Origin of the sequence: Arthrobacter sp. OAP107, from assembly GCF_040546765.1 — a bacterium.
Classification (GTDB): domain Bacteria; phylum Actinomycetota; class Actinomycetes; order Actinomycetales; family Micrococcaceae; genus Arthrobacter.
The window spans coordinates 2,464,715-2,486,197 of sequence record NZ_JBEPOK010000001.1 but is presented as its reverse complement, the minus strand read 5'-3'; the positions used below and the strand labels follow the sequence as shown (position 1 = coordinate 2,486,197).

The following is a 21,483-nucleotide window of genomic DNA, read 5'->3' as shown; positions in this document are numbered from 1 at the left end:
ACAACGTCCCTGGGAATTACACCTAGGGCAGCTAGATCAGCAACATATTTCAGAATCGGGTCGGGTCTTGGACGACGTCAAAAGCATTGGGGCGAACATCAGGCGAGCGCGGAAAGCCGCAGGCATAACGCAGGACATCCTCGCCGACCTGGTCGGCACCTCAGTGCGGACGATCCATGCGATTGAGACAGGGACGGGCAACCCGTCGCTGCTCACGGTCGCTGCCGCCGCCAACGCGGTGGGCCTGCGCCTGAGGGCAAGTGATGACTGAGGAGCTGGAGCGCCTGAAATTCGTCCGCAACGCTGACGTGTACAAAGCAGGGGTGTTGGCTGGTCACCTGGAGCGGACTGGGCACGGCAGTGTGCTCTTTGCGTACGCGCCCGACTACGCCGGATCCGGCGGCGGCCCGGTGGCCAGCTCGCTGCCCGTTACGACGCACTCCGTGGAGGCTCCAAGCGGGGCGCTGCCCGCCTTCTTCGCTGGCCTTCTCCCCGAAGGTCACCGTCTCACCGTGCTTAAGGATGCCGTCAAGACCAGCCTGGCGGATGAGCTGACCCTGCTTTTGGCCATCGGGGCCGATGTCCCCGGCGATGTCCAGGTTGTCCCCAAGGGGAAGCTCCCCGTGGAACCGCAGCCCCTGGCCGACGCCACACGGCCCGAAGATCTGGACTTCGCCGCCCTTGCCGAGGCCGTGGACCTGCACGGTCTGCCGGGTGTTCAGAACAAGGCCAGCGCCTCAATGCTGACCACGCCGCTGGCTCTGGCCAGCCGGCGTTACCTGCTCAAGCTGGATCCGCCGGCCCACCGGCATCTGGTGGTCAACGAGGCCGCGCATCTGGCCGGGGCGAGGGAGTTGAAGATCCCGGTGGCGACCCACCGCGTTGTCGCCGACCGGAACGGGCTGCCCGGGCTGCTCGTCGAACGCTTCGACCGGGTCAAGAACGGCGACGGGCCGCTGCGGCTGCCTCTGGAGGACGCCGCGCAGGTCCTGGATCTGCCGCCAGCCTCCAAGTACGCCGTTAGCTCCGAGGAGGCCGTACTCGCACTGGCAGGGCTCTGCAAAGCGAGGCCGTGGCCGTGAGAAACCAACCGCCATTGACCTGGAGACCCTGCCGTTCACCGGGTCACCGCTTAAAGGTGCCCTGCGCGAGCTACGGTTTCGCCGCGCGGAGCTCGCACGTGCCTAGCTGTCCGCAGGACGCCGCGAGGCCAGGGCGGTGTACTTCAGGGCATTGCCCCGAGCGAGTTCGACGGGGTATTTCTGCGCGTTGACGTCGATTTTGGCCCGGAGCGCCATTTCAAGGTCGACGTCCAGCACGTCGGCGAGCCGCAGCAGGTACCCGAAAACGTCAGCCATCTCGTGTTCCACGGCAGTCCTGTTGGACGGGTCATCGAGCCATCCACTGACCTGCCCGTCCCGGAGCCACTGAAAAAGCGACAGCAGCTCGCCGGCCTCGCCGCTCAGGGCCATGGCCAGGTTCCTGGGCGTGTGGAACTGCTCCCACTCGCGGTCCTGGGCGAAGTCGCGCAACTGGGCCGTCAAAGACTCGATACTCATGGAGCCAGCCTAGGCGAACCTCTTCGGCCGGATGCAGCGCCGGGGCTGCCTTCGTTGGCTCCGAGGGCACGCCGGCGTCGCGTTCACCGGCGTTGCCGCGCGGAGTATATTGGCATTGATGGACGCATTCCCGCTGATGGGCTGAACATACTCCCTCTCGAATGCTGAAGTTCGGAAGTGAGGATCCGATGTCTCACCCAATCCCGCCGGGCGCCAGTGCCCGTCTGTACAACGAGGATTTGGCACCGGCCAAACATCGCACGTGGGGTTTCTATTCACTGTTTGCGATGTGGATGTCGGATATTCACTCGCTCGGCGGTTACACCTTCGCCGCGGGTCTTTTCGCCTTGGGCCTGGGTGCCTGGCAGGTTTTTCTTGCCCTGGTGATCGGAATCATCCTCGTCTTTGTCCTGATGAACTTCTCCGGCTACGCCGGCCAGAAGACCGGCGTTCCCTACCCGGTGCTGGCGCGGATTTCGTTCGGGACATTCGGTGCCAACCTGCCTGCCCTGATTCGCGCGCTGGTGGCCATCGCCTGGTACGGCATCCAGACCTGGCTCGCCTCCCGCGCCGTCATCGTCATCGCTCTGAAGCTCTGGCCCGAACTGAACGGGCTGGCGGCGAACAACTTCCTGGGTGAATCCACTCTCGGCTGGCTGGCCTTCCTGCTGATGTGGGCGCTGCAGCTTCTGCTGCTACGCAACGGCATGGAGACTATCCGGAGATTCCAGGACTGGGCCGGCCCTGCTGTCTGGGCGGTCATGGGCCTGCTGGTGATCTACATCCTGATCAACGCGGGCTGGAACGTTTCCCTTGACCTGCCGGGAGGAATTTCCCAGTGGGGTGCCTTGCATGCCTTCTTTGCCGCCATAGCGCTGACCGTCACGTACTTTTCCACGCTGATGCTCAACTTCTGTGACTTTTCGCGCTTCGCCCCCTCCCGGCGGGCGGTTCGAACGGCGAACCTGTGGGGGCTGCCGGTGAACTTCATTGCGTTCTCCGTGGTCTCGGTCGTCGTTACTGCGGGAACCTTCAAGGTGTACGGGGAACACATTTACGATCCGGTTGAGATCGTCGGGCGGATCGACAGCATCTGGGCGCTTCTGCTCGGGGCTGTCACTTTCGCTATCGCAACCCTGGGTATCAACGTGGTCGCGAACTTCGTTTCTCCGGCTTATGACCTGGCGAATGCGTGGCCGTCAAAGATCGATTTCAGGCGCGGTGGCCTGATCGCAGCGATGATCGCACTCGTCATCACACCCTGGAACCTGTTTAACAGTCCGGTCGTGATCAACCTGTTCCTCGGCGGGCTGGGTGCGCTGCTCGGGCCGCTGTTCGGAATCATCATGGTTGACTACTACGTGCTCCGCGGGCAGCACGTGATCGTGCAGGACCTCTTCAGCGAATCGGGCTACTACACGTACTCGCGCGGCTGGAACCCCAAGGCCGTGGCCTCCTTCGTTCTCTCTGCTGTCCCTGCAGTTATCCTGGCGCTCGTCCCGCTCTTTGGAGCCCTCTCAGCCTTCTCATGGTTTATCGGGGCAATCCTTGCGGCCGCGATGCACTACGCCATCTCGCGCAACGACACGACTCTGGCTGAATCGGTCAGAGCCGCGATAGCCGCAGAAGCCGAACCTAACCCGACATCAGCGCACACTTGGTGAGACGCCGTCTGAGGGCGTACGCCCTGTCATCGACCAGACGGGCGGGCGGTCGGCTCCTAGTCGGGCCTTCCGACGACGACGCTTGACGGGCTGTGCGTGACGTATCCAGTGAGCCAGGAGGAGAGGGCACGGATCTTCTGTTGCGTGCCGGGAAGCAGTGCGAGGTGAACCCCGAGCCAGGAGAGGAACGCCAGTGGTCCTTGCAGCTGGATGCGTTTGCGGCCCAGTTCGGCGACGGCTGCGCCACGGCCCACCATGGCCATGTAACCCTTGTCCCAGTAGGCGAAGGGTTGCCGCGTGCCGCCGGTAAGGTCTGCCTGGATGTTACGGGCTGCCCATTTCCCGGACTGCTGGGCGACGGACCCGAGTTGGGGCAGTTTGGCGCCGGTGGCATCTGTGATGTTGGCGGCGTCGCCCAGGACGTAGACACCTTCGGCGCCGGGCGCGGTCAGGTCCGGCGCCACGTCGATCCGTCCGCCTTTCCCCTGCGGCAGGCCGGACTCGGCAATGACTTTTCCCGCCTTCAGCCCGCCGGCCCAGACGACGATCTGCGCGGGGATGGTGGTCCCGTCCGCCAAGGACACGCCGTCGGCGCGGACTTCGGTAACCCCCTGGCCCATGTGCAGTTGAACGCCGAGTTTTGTCAGCCGGTCACGGGTGTACGCCTGCGACTTGGCAGAGAAGGGCATGAGCACGTTCGGCACCATGTCCACGAGATGGACCCGGCACCGCGCTGCCAGCGCGGGCGAAAAGTATTTTGGAACCAGGTACTTGATGTTCTCGGCGAGGGCTCCCGCGGTCTCGACTCCGGTGGGGCCGCCGCCGACCACCACCACGTCTGCGCGGCCGGAGTTCGCACGGTCCGCGTGGTCCAGGGCTGTAGTCAGGGCGGTGCTCAGGCGGGTGGCGTCGGCCACTGAGTACAGCGGGTAGGCATGTTCCTCGGCTCCGGGTGTGTTGAAGAAGTTCGGGACCGCTCCCGCCGCAATGACCAGGATCTTCGCCTGGTAACGGGAGCCGTCGACGGTGGTGACGGTGCGGGTGGAGGAATCGATCGCTGTCACCTCCGCGGTGAGGACCCGGACAGTTCTGGTGCCGCGGAACACCGACCGCAGCGGCCGGGCCACGGCGGACACGCCGATCTGCGAAGCAGCAACCTGGTAGAGGAGGGGCTGGAACTGGTGGTAGTTGTTGGCATCGATGAGGAGCACCCGGATGCCTTTACGCCCGAGCTGCTCGGCTGCTGTCATGCCGGCGAACCCGCCGCCGACCACGATCACCTGATATGAATCGTCCATTCGTGCAACATACCTTGCCTGGCGACCGTGCAACAGGGCAAGGAATAGACCGCACACTCAGCCCCGGGCCCGACGGGACCGGGGCCTTTCCGAGCACCACAAGCCCATGTGTACCGTCCGACCGCTTTAGACGTAGGTCAGGCTCACCAGCAGCGCCTTGAGTTGGGCGTATTGGTCTGTTGCCATCCACGCCCGGGCGGCGCCCCTGTTCGGGAATCCGTGATTGAAAAGAACACGGGTGCTCAGGCCGCCGTTACCTGTTGGCACGAGATTGCACCACGATGCGACGTCCTCGCCTTCCTCCAATGACCGGGGACCGGTCAGTCCCATGACGTAGGCAATACCAACACCGTTTCCATAGCTTTCCTCGGCGAACCCGAAAACGGGCTCTGTGCCGTCCGGTGCGATCATTCCCGGAACCGCTGCCTGGTCGAGAACACGACGCGATACGGGACCGCCGGCACAACCAGCGGTGAAGCCATTGCCAAGGGAGAGCAGATCGTTGGCCGAATCATCAGTGACGATCGCTTCAACTCCAGGAACGCCGGCAGGGGGGAGCACGGTCCGCACCGACCACGCCGCCGGGTAGGCGAAGGAGATGTGGCCGTCGGGGAATTTGAAGGTCTTCAGTTCTGGATCTGCATGCTTCTTCGAAGAGGCAGCCACCACCGACACAGGCACCTCATTCGCGGCAGCATTGCCTCGCGCCGGTGACCCCCATCCCCCAAGCAACATGCTGGCGGCAAAACCCGCCGTGATGACGGCCGTAAAGAAGCCGCTGCGCTGTGCATTCATTTTCTGTACCCCCGGTTTCTGTGACGGCGGGCTGAACTGCCCGCTCGATAACTAGGTTTCCGGGACCTGGCCAGGAGTTACCGTCAGCAGAAGGAAATCCGGCCGCTGCACCGGCCCGGATGGATCCTGGCGCCGTGACCGCCTAATTGTGCATTGCCTCGTGGATCTGCAATGCAAACCAGAGCTGGGCCGGCGTGGACGTTTCTGTCATGTCCAGCCCCGTCAATTCGCTTATTTTGCGGATGCGGTACATGACGGTTTGCCGGTGGGTGAAGAGCGCCGCGGCGGTCTTTTGCCAGCGCGCTGGCCATCGGCGAGAAGCTGCACGCCCCGGAGTTGCTGCCGGAATTCCTCGCGGCTTGCGAGCAGTTGCCTTTGCGGACCTACCTGGACACCAAAGGTAGCCAGATGGGGTGTGCGCGTGTGCACAACCCATCTGTCGCCGGACTGCACGTACCGCCACCTGAATGGCTCGCCCTTTGCGAGCCGTGCCGCCCGTAAAGTAAGCAGGGTGACCAACAGAATCTGCCCCTACGACGCATGGCAACGTCTGCTTGAAGGGAACGAGCGCTTCGTCTCGGGGGATTCGAAGCACCCAAACCAGAACGCCTCCCGGCGCAGCGAACTGGTGCACTCCCAAAATCCGTTCGCAGTCATCTTCGGCTGCGCGGACTCCCGGCTGGCGGCGGAGATCATTTTCGACGTCGGCCTTGGTGACGTTTTCGTCGTGCGTACCGCCGGGCATGTTATTGATGACGCCGTTCTCGGCTCGCTCGAATACGGCGTCTCGGTGCTCCATGTGCCGCTGATCGTTGTCCTCGGACACGACAACTGCAGCGCCGTTACGGCCGCGAAAGACGCCGTGGAAACTGGAGATGTGCCGCAGGGCCACATCCGCGATTTGGTTGAACGGATCACGCCGTCGGTACTGAGCTCGCTGCGTGAGCACAAGACTGACATCAATGACATGGTGGTCGAACACGCCAAGCAGACGGTACGCCGGCTGCTTGACAGTTCACGGATGATCTACGACGCCGTTGACAACTACTCCACCGCGGTGATCGGCGTCGCGTACCGGCTCGAAGAAGGGCGCGCGCAGCTCGTATCCACGTCGGGCGTCCTCTAGAGCCAGCGGTAGATCGGGGCACGGACCGGCGGCCTGCACAGCGTCGAGGTTTTTCTGCTGCCGGCCTAACGTGAGGCAAGCCACTTGTGCTTTAGTAAAGCCATGGCTGCTCCCATCGAGGATTACGCTCTGCTGTCTGATCTCCAAACCGGGCCCCTGATCTCCAGGAACGGGAGCATCGACTGGCTCTGCTTCCCGCGGTTCGACTCGCCGTCCTTATTCAGTTCCCTGCTTGGAGTCGACAGTCACGGCCGCTGGCTGCTTGCTCCCCGCCAGTCCGAAGCAGCAGTGGTGGAGCGGCATTACGTCGATTCAACGTTTGTGTTGGAAACGGTATGGAGGACGCCCACAGGACTTGCCCAGGTCACGGACTTCATGCCGGTTGGGCATACGGGATCGTCCATTCTGCGCCGGGTCACCGGGCTGGAGGGGCGGGTGCAGATGTGCCAGGAACTCATTATCCGTCCGCGGTACGGCACGGTGGTGCCCTGGTCCAGGCGAATCCAGGACGGCGCTGCCCCCGGCGGAATGGTGCTTTTGGCCATGGCCGGTCCGGATGCCGTTGCGCTGCGGGCACCGCACCTGCCTGAGGCGCACGCGCATGGGCACTCGGGTGAATTCGATGTAGCGCAGGGGGAGGTTGTCGATTTTGAACTGACATGGTTTCCTTCACACCGGCCTGTCCCTCCGGCGGTGGACGTCGAAGCCGCACTTGAACAGTCCATCGATTACTGGACGCGGTGGGGCAGCCACTGCCGTTCCGACGGTCCTTACGGGGGCGCGGTGAAGCGTTCCCTTTTGGTGCTGAGGGCGCTGACGAATTATGAGACCGGCGGCATCGTTGCCGCGCCTACGACTTCGTTGCCGGAGGAGTTCGGCGGTCCGCGCAACTGGGACTACCGCTTCTGCTGGCTGCGTGACGCTGCCTTGACGCTGGAGTCCATGCTGACCCACGGCTATGAAACCGAAGCCCTCCACTGGCGCAACTGGCTGCTTCGGGCCCTCGCCGGCGAGCCCGAAGATTTGCAGATCATGTACGGCATTGGTGGGGAACGGGACTTGCCGGAGAGCGTCCTTGACCATCTGCCGGGTTACCAGGACTCACGGCCGGTGCGCATTGGTAACGCTGCAGTCGCCCAGTTCCAGGCCGACGTCGTAGGTGAAGTGATGGTCGCCCTTGAAAGACTCCGTCTGGCCGGCGGCAAGGAAGACCACTTCTCCTGGGCGTTGCAGCAAATCCTGCTCGGCTACGTTGAGAAGCACATCGAGGACAAGGACTTTGGCCTGTGGGAAATGCGTGGAGATCCGCAGTTCTTTACACACTCACGGGTGATGATGTGGGCTGCCTTCGACTGCGGCATACGCGCAGTCCGGAACCATGGCCTGGACGGACCGGCTAATCACTGGGAACAGCTGCGCGAGAGGCTACGGGCCGAGATTCTGCGCGAAGGGTTCGATCCGGATCTCAACGCCTTCACGCAGACCTACGGCGGGGGGCAGACGGACGCCGCGCTGCTCGTCATGCCCCAAGTCGGCTTTCTGCCCTACGACGATGACCGCATGCTGGGAACCGTAGCCCGGCTGGAGGAGGAACTCCTCACCGAGGACGGGCTGTTGTTGCGGTACCGCACCGAGACCGGCGTCGACGGACTGGACCCGGGGGAGCACCCCTTCCTTGCATGTTCCTTTTGGCTGGTTGAGCAGTACGCGCGCACTGGCCGCAAGTTCGAGGCGAGGAACCTCATGGAAAAACTGGTGGGCTTCTCCAATGAACTCGGCCTGCTAAGCGAGGAGTACGCCACGAAGGAAGGCCGGATGGCCGGCAATTTCCCGCAGGCGTTCTCGCACCTGGCGCTGGTCCGCGCGGCGGACGCCATGCACGGCGTGGACCTGCTTAGCTTGGCAACCCACGCCAACGTTTGACTGCCTCGACGATCTTCCGGAGCGCCCGGGGACAGCGGGCCAGGACGTCCCATACAAAAGGGTAGTTAAAACCATCCAGAATAGGTGTTTTATCTGCCCGGCAACACAAGAATGATGGAGTCAGGCCCACCCCTCGGGGGAGGGGTTGAAGTTACCCGCACTTCGCCGTTGCCGACCCGGCGTGTACAACAGAAAGGCAGATCCAATGAGCAAAACCTTCCAGCCCACCGAGCTCTTCCAGGGCAAGCTCGACGAAGCACCGCTCGGCCCTCCACTGGCCGAGGTGCTGGGTGACGAGATTCAGACGCGAATCGCCGTTCCTTTTACCAGCGACGACTCCCGCATCCTCTCCGGAGTCTGGGAAGCTGAACCGGGCCTCTCCCGCTGGGAGTTCCTGGAGCGCGGCGAGGTCATTCACGTCCTCGAAGGACGCATGGTTGTCACCGAGGACGGCGGGCAACCGGTCACTCTGGAAGCTGGTACTGCCGGCTTCTTCCCCATTGGATGGCAAGGAACCTGGGAGATCCAGGAACGGATCCGCAAGTTCTTCGTGATTTTCAATTCCTAACCAACAACCCTGTACATCTCCGCCTGGGACATTCTCCTGCGGAGACAAATGCCGACCCAGACGTCGATCAGACGAGGCGGAGATGTACAGGATCTTCACGGCGTGCCCACGTGGATGATAGTGCACGGTGTGATCTAAATAACACATGCCTGTGATGGGAACCACATTTAGCCCGATTCCTGCCTTGCATATTCGGGTGTAGCCTGGTATAAGTCACCAGCGATGGTGCTGGTGCTGACCAAGGAGTCGTACCATGAGTATCGAATCAAGCTCCGCGGCAGGGACAGTCCCGGCGGGAAGTGGTCGCAGGACTGAAAATCCCCCAACAGCCCAAGGCGCTGTTGTGTCCCCGCAGGCGGGCATCACGCCGCCATTTGCTGATCCGGCGGCTTTAGGTCTGGGCGCATTTGCGATGACCACGTTTGTCCTCAGTGTGATCAACGCCGGCCTTATCCCCAAGGCCGACGAACCCGTGGTCCTCGGGCTTGCGCTGTTCTACGGAGGAATTGCGCAGTTCGGCGCCGGAATCTGGGAATTTGCCAACCGCAATGTCTTCGGCGCGACGGCCTTCTGCTCATACGGGGCCTTCTGGCTGTCGTTCTGGTTCCTGAGCCAGTTCAACGCGGCCAGCCTTCCGGCAGCGGACGCCGGGAAAGCAGTCGGACTCTATCTGCTGGCCTGGGCCATCTTTACGGCCTACATGACTGTCTCCGCCTGGCGCGTAAGCATGGGTGTCTTCGCCGTCTTCGTCTTGTTGACCCTGACGTTCATCGCACTGTTCCTCGGTGCCTTCGCCGGGGCAACCGGGCTGACGGTGCTGGGCGGCTGGCTGGGCATCGTGACGGCGCTTATCGCTTGGTACTGCTCCCTCGCCGTGGTCGCGAACGCCACCTACAAGCGGTCCGTACTCCCGGTGGGACGACGGTGAGAGGCCATGACCGCAGGCCCAAACGAATCGGATGAGACTCTCGCAAACCTGTTGCACGAGCAGCGCCGGTTTCCTCCGGAAGCAGGCTTCTCCGCCCAGGCCAATGCCACGTTGTCGGACTATGAGGAAGCCGACGGCGACAGGCTGGCGTTCTGGGCACGGCAGGCGGAGCGGCTGGACTGGTCCCAAAAATGGACCGATGTATTGGACTGGTCCTCTCCGCCATTCGCCAAATGGTTCGTCGGGGGCAGGCTCAATGCCGCCTACAACTGCCTCGACCGGCATGTAGCTGCCGGCCGCGGAGACAGAGTCGCCTACTACTTTGAAGGCGAAGGCGGAGATGCCCGTACGATCACCTATGCCCAGCTCACCCACATGGTCTGCCAGGCAGCAAACACGCTGAGCAGTCTGGGCGTGCGGGCGGGTGACAGGGTCGCCATCTACATGCCCATGATTCCCGAGACGGTCGTGGCGATGCTGGCCTGCGCGCGAATTGGCGCACCGCACACGGTCGTGTTCGGCGGGTTCTCCGCGGACGCCCTCCGCACGCGGATCCACGACTGCGATGCGCGGATCGTCATCACCTCCGACGGCGCCTACCGCCGCGGCAAGGCCAACGGGCTGAAGCCCGCCGTCGACGAAGCGCTGCAGGACTGTCCGGATGTCCGCAACGTCCTGGTGGTACGGCGCACGGGACAGGAGGTTGACTGGACCGAGGGGCGCGACATCTGGTGGCACGAATCGGTCGAGCAGGCGCCCATTGAGCACCATGCCGAATCCTTCGACGCCGAGCATCCCCTGTACGTGATGTACACCTCGGGCACCACGGGCAAGCCCAAAGGCATCCTGCACACCACCGGCGGCTATCTGACCGAATGCGCCTACACCCACTGGGCAGTGTTCGACCTTAAAGCCGATACCGATATTTTCTGGACCGCCGCGGACATCGGCTGGGTTACCGGACACAGTTACATCGTGTACGGTCCGTTGGTGAACGGGGCCACGTCCGTTCTGTACGAGGGCACCCCCGACACTCCGCACCAGGGCCGCTGGTGGGAAATCATCGACAAGTACAAGGTCTCGATTCTCTACTGTGCCCCGACGGCCATCCGTACGTTCATGAAATGGGGCGCCCAGATACCGGCGAAATACAGCCTCAGCAGTCTGCGGGTGATCGGCACCGTGGGCGAACCCATCAACCCCGCTGCCTACATCTGGTATCGGGAGAACATCGGTCACAATCAAACGCCTGTTGTGGACACCTGGTGGCAGACCGAGACCGGATCCATCATGATCAGTCCGCTCCCGGGAGTGACGGCAGGCAAACCCGGTGCCGCCATGAGGGCGCTGCCGGGCGTCGTGGCAGACGTCGTGAACGACGCCGGCGCGCCCGTTCCTAACGGCTCGGGCGGCTACCTCGTCCTGGGCGAACCTTGGCCATCGATGCTGCGCACGATCTGGGGCGACAACGACCGTTACGTGGAAACATACTGGTCACGGTTCCCCGGACTATATTTTGCCGGGGACGGCGCGAAGAAGGACGAGGACGGGGATATCTGGCTTCTCGGCCGGGTGGACGACGTGATGAACGTGGCAGGACACCGGCTTTCGACGACAGAAATAGAATCAGCGCTCGTCGCGCATCCCAAAGTCGCCGAAGCCGCTGTCGTCGGCGCCCTCGACGACACCACCGGGCAGGCCATCGTAGCCTTCGTCATCCTTCGCAGCGAGGCGGGCGACGGCGGGCCGGAGGTGGTGCAGGAACTGCGGGAACATGTGGCCAGGGAAATTGGCAAAATTGCCCGGCCCCGGCAAATCATGGTGGTGGCCGAGCTGCCCAAAACCCGTTCCGGCAAGATCATGCGACGGCTCCTCAAAGACGTGGCACAGGACAAGCCGATTGGGGATGTCACCACCTTGGCGGACTCGTCGGTCATGGATCTCATCAAGGCCGGCATGCCGGGCGGCGCAGGCGGCGCGCAATAAAACCAAATTGCAGGCGGCACGCTGACACAGAGATTTTTTGGATACTTAGTCGACACTGGCCCGCTGCACCTGTCGGCCATCAGAGGCGGAGCACGGCACCCGGTCAGTGCAGTATCGCGCTGATCTCCGCCCGGACCAGCCGCTCGGCCAGTTCGCCAAGGTCCAGGTTCAGAACGGCCTTGAGGGCGCGCGCCATGTTGGGAGCGGCGGCGAGGAATTCGGCCAGCCCGGGATCGGATTCCAGCTCCCGGCCAAGCTTTTCCCTGACGTCATCGGCGGTCCAGTGGCTGTCGGTATGCTGACTGGTGAGTACAGTCCTGGTGTTCATGGCCCCGCCCTTCCTTCGTCCTGTGCATTTGGCTTTGCCATAACCGACTTTGCCGCGGCGGGGTCAAGAATCGGTCAGGCAACAGGCCGGATTTGGACAGGTTTCGGCCAAGTTTTGAGAAAGTAAGTGGCGCCGGACACCCGGGGAAGCGGGACTAATTCGGCGGCTGGTGCAGTTATGCGGAAAGGGCTGGGACCTGGACCAGACCGGGATGGGCGCACGCACCGCACTCGAATGACGACGGGAATGAGATTTATGACGACGACGGCTGCCGAAGGAGTCGGATTCCGTTCCCGGCGGGGACCCATCCTTATTGCCCTAATGCTTTCGACAGGCTTGGTGGCGATTGATTCAACCATTGTTGCGACGGCGGTGCCTTCGATCGTGGCCGACGTTGGCGGATTCACGTCGTTTCCGTGGCTTTTCTCCGCCTACTTGCTGGCGCAGGCCGTCTCGGTGCCCGTCTACGCGAAACTCTCGGACGTGGTCGGCCGCAAGCCGATCATTCTGACCGGTATCGGCCTTTTCCTGCTCGGTTCGATCCTCTGCGGAGTGGCCTGGAGCATGCCGGCCCTCATCGCGTTCCGTGTGCTGCAGGGCCTGGGCGCCGGAGCCGTCCAGCCGGTGGCGATCACCATAGCCGGCGATATCTACTCTCTGGCCGAACGGGCGAAGGTGCAGGGCTACCTTGCCAGCGTGTGGGCGGTCTCCTCTGTTGTTGGCCCGACGCTCGGGGGCGTGTTCTCCTCGCTGGGCATCTGGCGCGGCATCTTCCTCGTGAACATCCCGCTGTGCCTCCTGGCAGGGTGGATGCTGGTCCGGGCGTTCCATGAGGATGTCGAGCGCGCGAAGCACCGGGTGGACTACCTGGGGGCAGGGCTGCTGACGGTTTCGCTCAGCCTGCTCATCCTTGGAGCCCTCGAGGGCGGCCAGGCGTGGGCCTGGAACTCTCCGGTCAGCATCGCCGTCTTTGCCATCGGCGCACTCCTGTTCGCCGTCTTCATGCTCGTCGAGCGGAAGGCAGCGGAGCCGGTCCTCCCGCCGTGGGTTGTGTCCCGGCGGCTGCTGGCTACGACGGCGCTGATCTCGTTCGGCGTCGGTGCCGTCATGCTTGGCCTCACCTCATACGTTCCGACGTTCCTCGAAGGGGCACTCCGGACCTCTCCGGTTCTCGCCGGGCTCGCCCTGGCGGCACTGACCATCGGCTGGCCCATCAGCGCGTCCCAGGCGGGCCGGTTCTATCTGCGGATCGGGTTCCGGAGGACCGCCCTGATCGGCGTCACGGTCACGGTCATCGGGACAGCCGTGTTGGCTCTCACCGCCCCGGCACCGAACATTTTGGTGGCAGCGGCAGGTTGCTTCGTCGTCGGACTTGGCCTGGGGCTGGTGGCGACCCCGAGCCTCATTGCCGCCCAGTCAAGCGTCGAATGGAATGAGCGCGGTGTGGTCACCGGCACCAATCTTTTCGCGCGCTCGATCGGCAGCTCCATCGGTGTCGCCGTTTTCGGGGCAGTGGCCAACGCAATCTACGCCGGTGCCCCCAATGGCGTTACCGATCCGCAGACCATCGTGTCGGCGTCGACAGCTGTCTTCATCGCCGTGCTGGTCAGTGCCGTACTCACCGTGGTTGCCGTAATCGCGATGCCGGCCGTGGACGGCAAGAGCGCCGCCCCCGGCGCGGCCGCCAAGGCCGGCACTGCGGCCGCACAGGACTAAGACCGGACGGGCCCCGCGGGCGCCGCCAGCCGCTGCCTCTTCGATCGAACAGCCGGAACTGGCTGCGGGCGGGTGACGGCCAGGATCATGCCGACGCCGGCGAGGGAAGATATCATCGCGGAGCCGCCGTAGGAGATGAACGGCAGGGGCACGCCAATGACCGGCAGCAGACCGGTGACCATCGCGATGTTCACCACGGCCTGGCCGATGATCCAGGTGATTACGCTGGAGGAGACAATGCGGGCGAACGTGTCCTGGGTCCGGGCAATGACCTTGAAAACGGCGATACCGAGGACCGTGAACAGCACAAGCACCAGGAGGGTTCCGGCCAGGCCGAGTTCCTCGCCCAGGATCGTAAAGATGAAGTCATTGTGGGCTTCGGGGATCCAGTTCCACTTTTGGCGGCTCTGCCCAAGCCCCACTCCCAGCCAGCCGCCGGAGGCCAGGGCGTACTGGCCGTGCAGCGCCTGGTAGCCGACTCCCTGGGAGTCGTCAGCCGAACCCGCGCCGAGCCAGGACGAAATGCGGGACACCCGGTTGCCGCTGGTGGCCGCCAGGACGAGGGCCAGCAGGGCGCCGGCGATGCCCGCGGCTCCGAAGACTTTCATCCGTACGCCGCCGTAAAACATGGTGGCGGCGAGGATCATCATGATGATCATGGCCGTGCCCAGGTCGTGACCGAAGGCGACAAGCCCGATGATGATGGCGCCGGTCGGCAGCAGCAACGGGACGATGGCGTGCTTCGACTCATGAAGAAGTGCCTGCTTGCGGGACAGGACGGCCGCCGCCCAGACGATGAGCGCGAGCTTGGCGAACTCGGACGGCTGGACGGTGAAACCTCCGAAGCCCAGCCAATTGCGGTTGCCGTTCACGGTCATGCCCAAGGGTGTGAACACCAGGCCGAGGGATACGACGGCGGCCCCCAGAAGCGGCCATGCCAGCCGGCGGATGTGCCGGGTCCGGAGGCGTGCCAGCCCGAACATGATGGCTATCCCGGCAGCCGTCCACATGGCCTGCTTCAGCGGAAGGTCGTAGGGGTTCTTACCGGCCGCCACGGACTCCACCGACGACGCCGAGGCCACCTCGATGAGGCCGAGCGCGGCCAGAACCAGCACCACTGCCAGGATGACCGGCCGGGTGCGGTCCCCGGACTCATCACCGAGCCAGCGCCCGATGCGGAGCAGAACGTCGCCGCGCTCCGTCACCGTGCCCGACGGAAGCTTCACGCTCATTTGGCCATCACTTGATTCCTTCCCGCGGGTCCGGCCCTTGTTCCGGGCCATTCCGGGAAGGAGAAACCCACCGGGGAGAAATCATACGTCCTGGCGGGCGGGATCCGGTGCTTTGCCGGCTGCGGCTGTTATGCCGGACACCGGGTCATCCCCGATAGAGGTGCCGGCGGTAGAGGTGGCTGCGCCGTGGCTGCCCGACCGGGGGAGCGGAACAGAATCGCTGGAGGTCGGCGACCATCCGGAAGTACCTGTCGGATTCGAGGGCGGCGAGTGCCCGGTCGTAGGCCGCTTCGTACGCGGGTCCTTGGGCGGGGCCGTGGATGTGGGCCCGGTTCTGATCGTGCACCGGTGCCGACTGGCTGAGCGGGCCCAGGGCTTCGGAGAGCCAGGCCAGCTCGCCTCGGAGCCCATCCACTGCGGTCCTGTCGAAGAGTCTGCGGTCGCCGAGAACAGACCAGACCCGCCCCGCGGCGGCATTCATTTCACTGGAGGCATCCCGTTCACCGGCTCGCACGCCGGGATCGTAACCGAGTAACGCCGCGACCTGATCGCTAAGGAAGGATGATGCCTCCGGTGCGGCTTGTTGGTGGGTTTTCTCCAGAGCTTTCAGCATTTTCTGTCCCCGACTGTCCCGATGCCCGGGCCGGAAGAAGGCCCAGATAATTTCATCGCCATCGATACCTTTATGATGATCCGGGGACCTGAGACAGCCATGAGAAGCCTGTGAGGGTCTTCTCATAAGCAGCGCCATTGGACCCTGTGCCATGGGTGTTTATGCTGATGCTTGCAAGGAAGCTCACCGCGAGGCGAACAAGGTCGCCGTCAGGAGGGTAGCGCAATGACTGAAGGTACGGGCCGGGTGGTCTGCGACATCACGGTTACAGCCGACGGATTCTCAGCCGGGCTCAACCAGACCGAGCAGCGCCCGTTCGGTGACGACGGCGGCGACGGCAGCGGCGACGCACTGCACGCCTGGATGTTTAAGACTCCGGACGAGAACCGGGCGGAAATCGACCAAATCACCCGTGCCAAGGCATTCATCATGGGACGCAACATGTTCGGCCCCGTACGTGGTGAGTGGGACCGGCAGTGGAACGGGTGGTGGGGCGAAGACCCGCCGTTCCACGGCCCGGTCTTCGTGCTCACGCACCACGCCCGCGAACCGCAGCCGATGGATGGCGGCACCACCTTCCACTTCGTCACCGACGGCATCGGGTCGGCGTTGGCTCAGGCACGCGCGGCGGCCGGCGGCGGAGACGTCGCGATCGGGGGCGGCGCCACCACCGTCAACCAGTACCTCGCCGCCGGCCTGATCGACGAGCTGCGCCTGCATATCGCGCCGCTCACGTTCGGCGCCGGCACGCGGTTGTTTGAGGGGGTGCCGCCGCTGAAGCTCGAGCAGGTGAAGTCGCGGGCAGCGAGCCTGGTCACGCACGTGACATACCGCGTGCTGTCCTGATCCGGTCGAGCAGCAGCTCTAGGCCAGGTACGCGTCGGCCACAGACAGGGCCTCGTCCAGGATAGCCACGCCAGCGGCCGCATCAGCGTCGGTCACGTTGAGGGGTGGAGCGACATTGACCCGGTTGCCCTGGACCAGCGGCAACAGCCCCCGGTCCAGGCACGCCCTGGCGACGGCAGTCATCGGCGCGTTGTCAGCGGCTGTTGCTCCGGCGCGCACGAGCGGTTCTTTCGTCTGCCTGCTCCGTACCAGCTCCAGGCTCCAGAGCCCCCCGATACCCCGCGCATCACCAACGGACTGGTGCTTCTCTGCCAACCCCCTGAGTGCCGGCCCAAGGACATCGTTGCCCAGGCGGGCAGCTGCCGCCGCGGTCCCTTCCTCGTGCATCGCATTGATGGCGCCCACTGCTGCTGCGCAGGCAAGGGGGTGGCCGCTGTAGGTCATGCCCGCCGGGTAAGGGCGTTTGGTGAACGCCTCGTAGATCGCGTCGCTGACCAGGACGCCGCCGAGCGGAACGTACCCGGAGTTGACCCCCTTCGCGAACGCCATCAGGTCTGGTGCCACATGGGCGTGGTCCACACCGAACCAGGCTCCGGTGCGGCAAAAACCAACCATTACCTCGTCGGCGATATAAACAATCCCGTGGCGGTCGCACAACTCGCGGACCCCGCGCAGGTAGCCAGGCGGCGGCACGAGGACTCCCGAACTGCCAACGACTGATTCCAGGACCAGTCCTGCGATCGTGGTCGGGCCTTCCAGCAGGATCACCTGCTCGAGATGGGCCAGCGCCCGCTCGGACTCTTCCTCCGGCGTCTGCGAACCGAAGGCCGATCGGTACAGGAATGGACCGAAGAAGTGCACGGCGCCCGCCGTGCCCGTGTCCGAGGCCCAGCGGCGCGGATCGCCTGTGAGGTGGATCGATGTGGTCGTGGAGCCGTGGTACGAGCGGTAGGCTGCGAGCACTTTGGGCCGCCCCGTGAAAAGCCGCGCCATCCGCACCGCATGCTCGATGGCCTCGGTCCCGCCGGTGGTGAACAGCACGTGCCCCAGATGCTCCGGTGCCACCTCGATGATCAACCGGGCCGCCTCGCCCCGCACATCGGAAGCATGGCCCGGCGCGAGGGTGCACAGGCGGTCGGCTTGCTCCTTGATCGCAGCCACAATACGCGGATGCTGGTGACCGAGGTTGGTGAACACCAGCTGCGAGCTGAAGTCCAGGTAGCGCCGTCCGTCGACGTCGACGACGTGGCTTCCTGAGCCGCCGACCATCGTGGGCACCTCGCGCGGCCCCTGCACAACCCAGGGATGGAAGACCAGATCATCGGGATTCATGACATCCTCCGTTGGTTGCGTGCGGGGTTGTTTGCATGCCGGGCGTGTTCCGCTCCACTGCTTCACCTTGGCACCTTCCGGCAGCAGTTTCCAGATGCCGGGGACCCTTGAACGGCCGCTCGCTCCGCGGATAGCATTGCCGGCACGGGCGTCGACGGCGCAGCGTTCCGGCGGCCCTCACTGTCGATCAGATCGGGGACACGGCCATGGGCGAGACAACTGCAGAAACGTCATCAGCGGAACTGATGGTAGACCTGATCATCTCGCTGGACGGATATGCCTCGGCCGAGGGGTGGCCCGGCTGGTGGGGACTGGAGGGCCCGGAATACCTGGCCTGGCTCGAGGAGGAGGGAAAGAAAAACTACACCTTCCTCCTGGGCGCAAACACCTACCGCGTGATGTCCAGCATGTCCGGGGAGGCCGCGGCCGAGGGGTCAGGATTCTCCGAGGACGAGGGAGCCGCCCTGACCGGTCTCGATTCCGTGCCCAAGGTGGTCTTCTCCTCCACCCTGCAGGCACCCCTGACGTGGCCCAACTCGGAGCTGGTCACCGGCGACGCCGTCGAGGCCGTGAGGGAAATGAAGCGGACCGGAACAAGGCCTTTGAGCACCCTGGGCAGTCTCAGCCTCTGCCGGTCGCTGCTGACCGCAGGCCTTGTGGACAGGTTCCGGCTGGTCGTCTTCCCGGTGATCACGGGCCGGACCGGGCGGGAGCGCATCTACGACGGCTATCCGGACGTCTCGCTGGAGATGGTGGACAGCAGGACCTTCGACGGCCGGCTTCAGCTCCTCGAGTACGTCCCCACGGTGCTCACCGGGCCGCCGGACAGCAGCCCGGCGTGAGTTGACGTACCACCGTTCTGCGGCTTTTTCGACCATTGACGGCTTGCCCGGGGCTTGGCAAGGTGGAATTTGGATGGAGGAGGCGACCACCATGCAAGAGAAAAGCTGGTCGGTGAACATCGCAATCGACGAACATGAAGGCCAAACGAGGGCCACGGCGCGATTGCGCGCCGGGAACAGCCCGGAACTGGAAGGTATCGGAATGGCCAGGCTGAACCCCGCCGACTCCGACGTCCCCGACATCGGGGATGAGCTGGCGACCGCCCGCGCTCTGGCGGATTTGGCGCATCAGCTGATTGAGGTCACCGCTGCCGATATTGAAAAAGTCACCAACGCTCCTGCGCATCTGCGCGCCTAGCCCTGAATGGGCAGCTCTGAAGGATCAGAGCAACGCCCGGCCGGGAAATCCCGGCCGGGCGTCGGAGTGGCTTGCTTGAGCTGCTACAGGTTCGCTTCAGCGTAGATGCGCAACGCGTCACGGACGAAAGCGGCTCCGGACTCGCCGCCGTAGTTTGCGCTGAACCGCGGATCCGCGACATACATCTCACCCAGGCCCATGACATAGCCCTTCACGTCACCGTGGGGCGCTGCCGCGGGTGTTCCTGGGATGCCGCGAAGCCATTCCACCTGCCGCCGGGCAAGATCCTGGGCCTCGGCGCTGTCGGCTGCGATACCCGAGCCCGCCGCGGCGGTCCAGTCGCTGCCGAGCTGCTGTGAGCGTTGCTTCCAAGCCGCCCTCTGGCCGGCGTCCATTCCGCGCCACCAGGCGTCGCTGCTGGCATAGGCATCCTTGCCCCAGCGCTCCTCCACCTCATCCTTGTAGCGGGCGTGGTCAAAGCCATCGAACATGTTTTCTGCCATAAGTTCTCCACCTCCTTTCACCGCGTCAATCGTGCGCTGGACCGACGAAATTTGCCGGTTCAGCCTGTCCTGCTCCTGCCGGAGCCACTGCAGGTGGCCACTCAGGGCTGTGGCGGCGTCCGCCTCCTTGCCCAGCACCTCGGCGATCACCGGCAGGCCCAGGCCCAGCTCACGCAGCAGCAGGATCCGCTGAAGCTGGATCAGTGCTTCCTGGTCGTAGTGCCGATAGCCGTTGCGGGCAATGCGGCTGGGCCTCAGCAGGCCGATGTCGTCATAGTGGCGCAGGGTCCGGCTGGTGGTCCCGGCGATCCTGGCGATCTGCTGGATCGACCAGTCCATGCCCTCCTCCTTCCGCTTTTGATCCGATCTTCCGACTCTAAAGGTTGACGTTGCGGCAAGGTCAAGGCCGGCCATCGAGACGCCTGGGCTCGTACTTTGCCTCAAGGGAGAGATTCCGGGATGGCGACGGCGCGGTCACAGGACGACAAATTCTTTGAAGCTTTAACTAACTGGGATTACGCTTAACTTCAAGGTTCAAGTAATCCGCAATGGAACGGCGAGGACCCCAGATGACCGGTTGCGCCGCCCAGATGCTGGACGCCCTCGGCGACACGAGCATCCGGCTGCTCAGCAACAACCCGGACAAGGCCGCGCAGCTGACAGCTCTGGGCATCAGCGTCACCGAACAGGTTCCCACCGGCGTGTACCTCTCGCCGGCCAATCGCGCCTACCTGGCGGCCAAGCGGGACCGCACTGCACATACGCTGGAACTTTCGAGGGCCGACGTCGGGCCCGTACGGCCGGCACCGGCAGGCACCGTTCCAGCCACGATGAGATGCTCAGCCGCGTTGACGATCTGGTTCCCCGCCTGCGGGAACGGGCGGAGGAAACGGAGCAGTTGCGCCGCCTCCCGGAGACAACCATGAAAGACCTGAAGGAGGCCGGCGTCTTCAGGATCCTCGCTCCGAAGAGTGTGCGCGGCTACGGCATGGGTGTGGAAACCTATGCCCAGGTCATCCGGCGGCTTGCCCGGGGCTGCGCGTCCACGGCATGGACAGCCGGGCACCTGATCGAGCATGTCTGGATGCTGGCCCGGTGGCCCCGGCGGGTCCAGGACGAAGTCTTCGCCAACGGGCCTGCTCCGCTGGCTGCGGCCACGAGTGCTCCCGTGGGCACGGCCAGGAAGGTCACGGGCGGATTCTCGATCTCGGGCCACTGGAGTTTTGCGTCCGGGATCATGCATTCGGAGTGGGCCCTGCTTGCGGTGGACTCCGACGGCGTTCGGCTGCAGTGCCTGGTCCCTGTGGCCGAGCTGGAGCTGCTTGATGTGTGGCACACGGACGGGCTGCGGGGAACGGGCAGCAACGACCTGCTGGCGGAGGACCTGTTTGTTCCGGAGCACCGGGCCATGGAATGGACACACCTGGGCGCCGCAGACAATCCAGGCAGCCTGATCCATGCGGACACGCTGATCCACACGCCCATGGCAACGCTGCTGAACCTGGTGGAACCCGCGGCTGCCCTGGGAGCAGCCGAGTACGCTCTCGGCGTCTTCCGGGAACAGATGCTGGTGCGCAAGGTGAAGAACACTGCTGACAACCGCCAGGCGGATTCACCGCTGGCCCAGGCGCGCTACTCGAAAGCCTTCGGACTTGTGGCCACTGCGCGCCTGCACTGGCAGGAGGCGGTCAGAACGGTGGCTGGATCCCATCGGCGCCAGCCAGCAACACTGACGGACGAGGAGCGGGCCGGCTACCGGCTCTCGCTTGCGCTCAGCGGTGAGGCAGCGGATCCAGCGCGACGTGAATGTGCTCCACAACCACCCGACCCTGAGCCTGGATCCGATCCTTGAGCAGGCGGGCCGGG

22 protein-coding genes and 1 pseudogene are annotated in these 21,483 nt (G+C 64.3%); 14 read left to right on the top strand and 9 right to left on the bottom strand.

Going from position 1 to position 21,483, the window contains the following annotated elements; genetic code table 11:
- Positions 1 to 67: 67 nt before the first annotated feature.
- Positions 68 to 271, top strand: a complete 204-nt coding sequence (locus ABIE00_RS11575; protein ID WP_354260344.1) for a helix-turn-helix transcriptional regulator — start codon at positions 68 to 70, stop codon at positions 269 to 271.
- Complete coding sequence (locus ABIE00_RS11570; RefSeq protein ID WP_354260342.1) at positions 264 to 1,082, top strand: type II toxin-antitoxin system HipA family toxin; 819 nt, start codon at positions 264 to 266, stop codon at positions 1,080 to 1,082. The genes ABIE00_RS11575 and ABIE00_RS11570 overlap by 8 nt, the downstream gene beginning before the upstream one ends.
- A 102-nt stretch (positions 1,083 to 1,184) precedes the next feature.
- On the opposite strand, the gene ABIE00_RS11565 is transcribed toward ABIE00_RS11570, so the two are convergent.
- Positions 1,185 to 1,559: a nucleotide pyrophosphohydrolase gene (locus ABIE00_RS11565; protein ID WP_354260340.1), complete on the bottom strand. Its 375-nt coding sequence runs from the start codon at positions 1,557 to 1,559 to the stop codon at positions 1,185 to 1,187.
- 188 nt (positions 1,560 to 1,747) lie between these two features.
- Between ABIE00_RS11565 and ABIE00_RS11560 the strand changes: the two genes are divergently transcribed.
- On the top strand, positions 1,748 to 3,223 hold the full coding sequence (locus ABIE00_RS11560) for an NCS1 family nucleobase:cation symporter-1 (protein ID WP_354260338.1): 1,476 nt from the start codon (positions 1,748 to 1,750) through the stop codon (positions 3,221 to 3,223).
- 56 nt (positions 3,224 to 3,279) lie between these two features.
- On the opposite strand, the gene ABIE00_RS11555 is transcribed toward ABIE00_RS11560, so the two are convergent.
- The 3 genes and pseudogenes from ABIE00_RS11555 to ABIE00_RS11545 form a co-directional block, all read right to left on the bottom strand.
- On the bottom strand, positions 3,280 to 4,521 hold the full coding sequence (locus tag ABIE00_RS11555; RefSeq protein ID WP_354260336.1) for an NAD(P)/FAD-dependent oxidoreductase: 1,242 nt from the start codon (positions 4,519 to 4,521) through the stop codon (positions 3,280 to 3,282).
- Positions 4,522 to 4,647: 126 nt separating this feature from the next.
- A complete protein-coding gene (locus tag ABIE00_RS11550; RefSeq protein ID WP_354260334.1) occupies positions 4,648 to 5,316 on the bottom strand; it encodes a hypothetical protein in 669 nt (222 codons plus the stop codon).
- A 142-nt stretch (positions 5,317 to 5,458) separates the two neighbouring features.
- Positions 5,459 to 5,614 (bottom strand): annotated as a pseudogene (locus ABIE00_RS11545) (PucR family transcriptional regulator); the annotation flags it as partial.
- A gap of 213 nt (positions 5,615 to 5,827) precedes the next feature.
- On the opposite strand from ABIE00_RS11545, the gene ABIE00_RS11540 reads away from it, so the two are divergent.
- The 5 genes from ABIE00_RS11540 to acs all read left to right on the top strand — a co-directional run bounded on the left by ABIE00_RS11540 (position 5,828) and on the right by acs (position 11,847).
- A complete protein-coding gene (locus ABIE00_RS11540; RefSeq protein ID WP_354260332.1) occupies positions 5,828 to 6,442 on the top strand; it encodes a carbonic anhydrase in 615 nt (204 codons plus the stop codon).
- A gap of 102 nt (positions 6,443 to 6,544) precedes the next feature.
- Entirely contained in the window at positions 6,545 to 8,365 is a 1,821-nt protein-coding gene (locus tag ABIE00_RS11535) for a glycoside hydrolase family 15 protein (protein ID WP_354260330.1), read from the top strand.
- Positions 8,366 to 8,570: 205 nt separating this feature from the next.
- Positions 8,571 to 8,933: a cupin domain-containing protein gene (locus tag ABIE00_RS11530; RefSeq protein WP_354260328.1), complete on the top strand. Its 363-nt coding sequence runs from the start codon at positions 8,571 to 8,573 to the stop codon at positions 8,931 to 8,933.
- A 253-nt stretch (positions 8,934 to 9,186) separates the two neighbouring features.
- On the top strand, positions 9,187 to 9,861 hold the full coding sequence (locus ABIE00_RS11525; RefSeq protein ID WP_354260326.1) for an acetate uptake transporter: 675 nt from the start codon (positions 9,187 to 9,189) through the stop codon (positions 9,859 to 9,861).
- Between the two features lie 6 nt (positions 9,862 to 9,867).
- A complete protein-coding gene (acs, locus tag ABIE00_RS11520; RefSeq protein ID WP_354260324.1) occupies positions 9,868 to 11,847 on the top strand; it encodes an acetate--CoA ligase in 1,980 nt (659 codons plus the stop codon).
- 103 nt (positions 11,848 to 11,950) lie between these two features.
- Here acs and ABIE00_RS11515 read toward each other — a convergent pair whose 3' ends face one another.
- Positions 11,951 to 12,175: a hypothetical protein gene (locus ABIE00_RS11515; RefSeq protein WP_354260322.1), complete on the bottom strand. Its 225-nt coding sequence runs from the start codon at positions 12,173 to 12,175 to the stop codon at positions 11,951 to 11,953.
- Between the two features lie 255 nt (positions 12,176 to 12,430).
- Between ABIE00_RS11515 and ABIE00_RS11510 the strand changes: the two genes are divergently transcribed.
- On the top strand, positions 12,431 to 13,891 hold the full coding sequence (locus tag ABIE00_RS11510; protein WP_354260320.1) for an MFS transporter: 1,461 nt from the start codon (positions 12,431 to 12,433) through the stop codon (positions 13,889 to 13,891).
- Here ABIE00_RS11510 and ftsW read toward each other — a convergent pair.
- Together ftsW and ABIE00_RS11500 are read right to left on the bottom strand one after the other, a co-directional pair.
- A complete protein-coding gene (ftsW, locus tag ABIE00_RS11505) occupies positions 13,888 to 15,123 on the bottom strand; it encodes a putative lipid II flippase FtsW (protein WP_354260318.1) in 1,236 nt (411 codons plus the stop codon). The genes ABIE00_RS11510 and ftsW overlap by 4 nt on opposite strands.
- Before the next feature lie 145 nt (positions 15,124 to 15,268).
- Positions 15,269 to 15,736 (bottom strand): CHAD domain-containing protein, encoded by a 468-nt coding sequence (locus ABIE00_RS11500; protein WP_354260316.1) that lies wholly within the window; start codon positions 15,734 to 15,736, stop codon positions 15,269 to 15,271.
- Between the two features lie 225 nt (positions 15,737 to 15,961).
- Here ABIE00_RS11500 and ABIE00_RS11495 point away from each other — a divergent pair, with 225 nt between their 5' ends.
- Entirely contained in the window at positions 15,962 to 16,582 is a 621-nt protein-coding gene (locus tag ABIE00_RS11495) for a dihydrofolate reductase family protein (protein ID WP_354260314.1), read from the top strand.
- Positions 16,583 to 16,600: 18 nt separating this feature from the next.
- Here ABIE00_RS11495 and ABIE00_RS11490 read toward each other — a convergent pair whose 3' ends face one another.
- A complete protein-coding gene (locus ABIE00_RS11490; protein WP_354260312.1) occupies positions 16,601 to 17,914 on the bottom strand; it encodes an aspartate aminotransferase family protein in 1,314 nt (437 codons plus the stop codon).
- Between the two features lie 206 nt (positions 17,915 to 18,120).
- On the opposite strand from ABIE00_RS11490, the gene ABIE00_RS11485 reads away from it, so the two are divergent.
- Together ABIE00_RS11485 and ABIE00_RS11480 are read left to right on the top strand one after the other, a co-directional pair.
- On the top strand, positions 18,121 to 18,756 hold the full coding sequence (locus tag ABIE00_RS11485; protein WP_354260310.1) for a dihydrofolate reductase family protein: 636 nt from the start codon (positions 18,121 to 18,123) through the stop codon (positions 18,754 to 18,756).
- A gap of 73 nt (positions 18,757 to 18,829) precedes the next feature.
- Complete coding sequence (locus ABIE00_RS11480) at positions 18,830 to 19,114, top strand: DUF1876 domain-containing protein (protein WP_354260308.1); 285 nt, start codon at positions 18,830 to 18,832, stop codon at positions 19,112 to 19,114.
- An 83-nt stretch (positions 19,115 to 19,197) separates the two neighbouring features.
- Here ABIE00_RS11480 and ABIE00_RS11475 read toward each other — a convergent pair whose 3' ends face one another.
- Positions 19,198 to 19,956, bottom strand: coding sequence for a MerR family transcriptional regulator (locus ABIE00_RS11475; protein ID WP_354260306.1), 759 nt, complete (start codon positions 19,954 to 19,956; stop codon positions 19,198 to 19,200).
- Positions 19,957 to 20,186: 230 nt separating this feature from the next.
- Between ABIE00_RS11475 and ABIE00_RS11470 the strand changes: the two genes are divergently transcribed.
- Together ABIE00_RS11470 and ABIE00_RS11465 are read left to right on the top strand one after the other, a co-directional pair.
- A complete protein-coding gene (locus ABIE00_RS11470) occupies positions 20,187 to 20,543 on the top strand; it encodes a GTP cyclohydrolase II (RefSeq protein WP_354260304.1) in 357 nt (118 codons plus the stop codon).
- A complete protein-coding gene (locus ABIE00_RS11465; protein WP_354260302.1) occupies positions 20,540 to 21,469 on the top strand; it encodes an acyl-CoA dehydrogenase family protein in 930 nt (309 codons plus the stop codon). Before ABIE00_RS11470 ends, ABIE00_RS11465 begins: the two co-directional genes overlap by 4 nt.
- The last annotated feature ends 14 nt before the right edge of the window (positions 21,470 to 21,483 follow it).

Excerpts from the sequence above, each read along its gene's own strand:
- ABIE00_RS11570 (WP_354260342.1), top strand. The coding sequence starts at position 264 with ATGACTGAGGAGCTGGAGCGCCTGAAATTCGTCCGCAACGCTGACGTG.
- ABIE00_RS11565 (WP_354260340.1), bottom strand. The coding sequence starts at position 1,559 with ATGAGTATCGAGTCTTTGACGGCCCAGTTGCGCGACTTCGCCCAGGAC.
- ABIE00_RS11560 (WP_354260338.1), top strand. The coding sequence starts at position 1,748 with ATGTCTCACCCAATCCCGCCGGGCGCCAGTGCCCGTCTGTACAACGAG.
- ABIE00_RS11555 (WP_354260336.1), bottom strand. The coding sequence starts at position 4,521 with ATGGACGATTCATATCAGGTGATCGTGGTCGGCGGCGGGTTCGCCGGC.
- ABIE00_RS11550 (WP_354260334.1), bottom strand. The coding sequence starts at position 5,316 with ATGAATGCACAGCGCAGCGGCTTCTTTACGGCCGTCATCACGGCGGGT.
- ABIE00_RS11535 (WP_354260330.1), top strand. The coding sequence starts at position 6,545 with ATGGCTGCTCCCATCGAGGATTACGCTCTGCTGTCTGATCTCCAAACC.
- ABIE00_RS11530 (WP_354260328.1), top strand. The coding sequence starts at position 8,571 with ATGAGCAAAACCTTCCAGCCCACCGAGCTCTTCCAGGGCAAGCTCGAC.
- ABIE00_RS11525 (WP_354260326.1), top strand. The coding sequence starts at position 9,187 with ATGAGTATCGAATCAAGCTCCGCGGCAGGGACAGTCCCGGCGGGAAGT.
- acs (WP_354260324.1), top strand. The coding sequence starts at position 9,868 with ATGACCGCAGGCCCAAACGAATCGGATGAGACTCTCGCAAACCTGTTG.
- ABIE00_RS11515 (WP_354260322.1), bottom strand. The coding sequence starts at position 12,175 with ATGAACACCAGGACTGTACTCACCAGTCAGCATACCGACAGCCACTGG.
- ABIE00_RS11510 (WP_354260320.1), top strand. The coding sequence starts at position 12,431 with ATGACGACGACGGCTGCCGAAGGAGTCGGATTCCGTTCCCGGCGGGGA.
- ftsW (WP_354260318.1), bottom strand. The coding sequence starts at position 15,123 with ATGAGCGTGAAGCTTCCGTCGGGCACGGTGACGGAGCGCGGCGACGTT.
- ABIE00_RS11500 (WP_354260316.1), bottom strand. The coding sequence starts at position 15,736 with ATGCTGAAAGCTCTGGAGAAAACCCACCAACAAGCCGCACCGGAGGCA.
- ABIE00_RS11495 (WP_354260314.1), top strand. The coding sequence starts at position 15,962 with ATGACTGAAGGTACGGGCCGGGTGGTCTGCGACATCACGGTTACAGCC.
- ABIE00_RS11490 (WP_354260312.1), bottom strand. The coding sequence starts at position 17,914 with ATGAATCCCGATGATCTGGTCTTCCATCCCTGGGTTGTGCAGGGGCCG.
- ABIE00_RS11485 (WP_354260310.1), top strand. The coding sequence starts at position 18,121 with ATGGGCGAGACAACTGCAGAAACGTCATCAGCGGAACTGATGGTAGAC.
- ABIE00_RS11480 (WP_354260308.1), top strand. The coding sequence starts at position 18,830 with ATGGAGGAGGCGACCACCATGCAAGAGAAAAGCTGGTCGGTGAACATC.
- ABIE00_RS11475 (WP_354260306.1), bottom strand. The coding sequence starts at position 19,956 with ATGGACTGGTCGATCCAGCAGATCGCCAGGATCGCCGGGACCACCAGC.
- ABIE00_RS11470 (WP_354260304.1), top strand. The coding sequence starts at position 20,187 with ATGACCGGTTGCGCCGCCCAGATGCTGGACGCCCTCGGCGACACGAGC.
- ABIE00_RS11465 (WP_354260302.1), top strand. The coding sequence starts at position 20,540 with ATGAAAGACCTGAAGGAGGCCGGCGTCTTCAGGATCCTCGCTCCGAAG.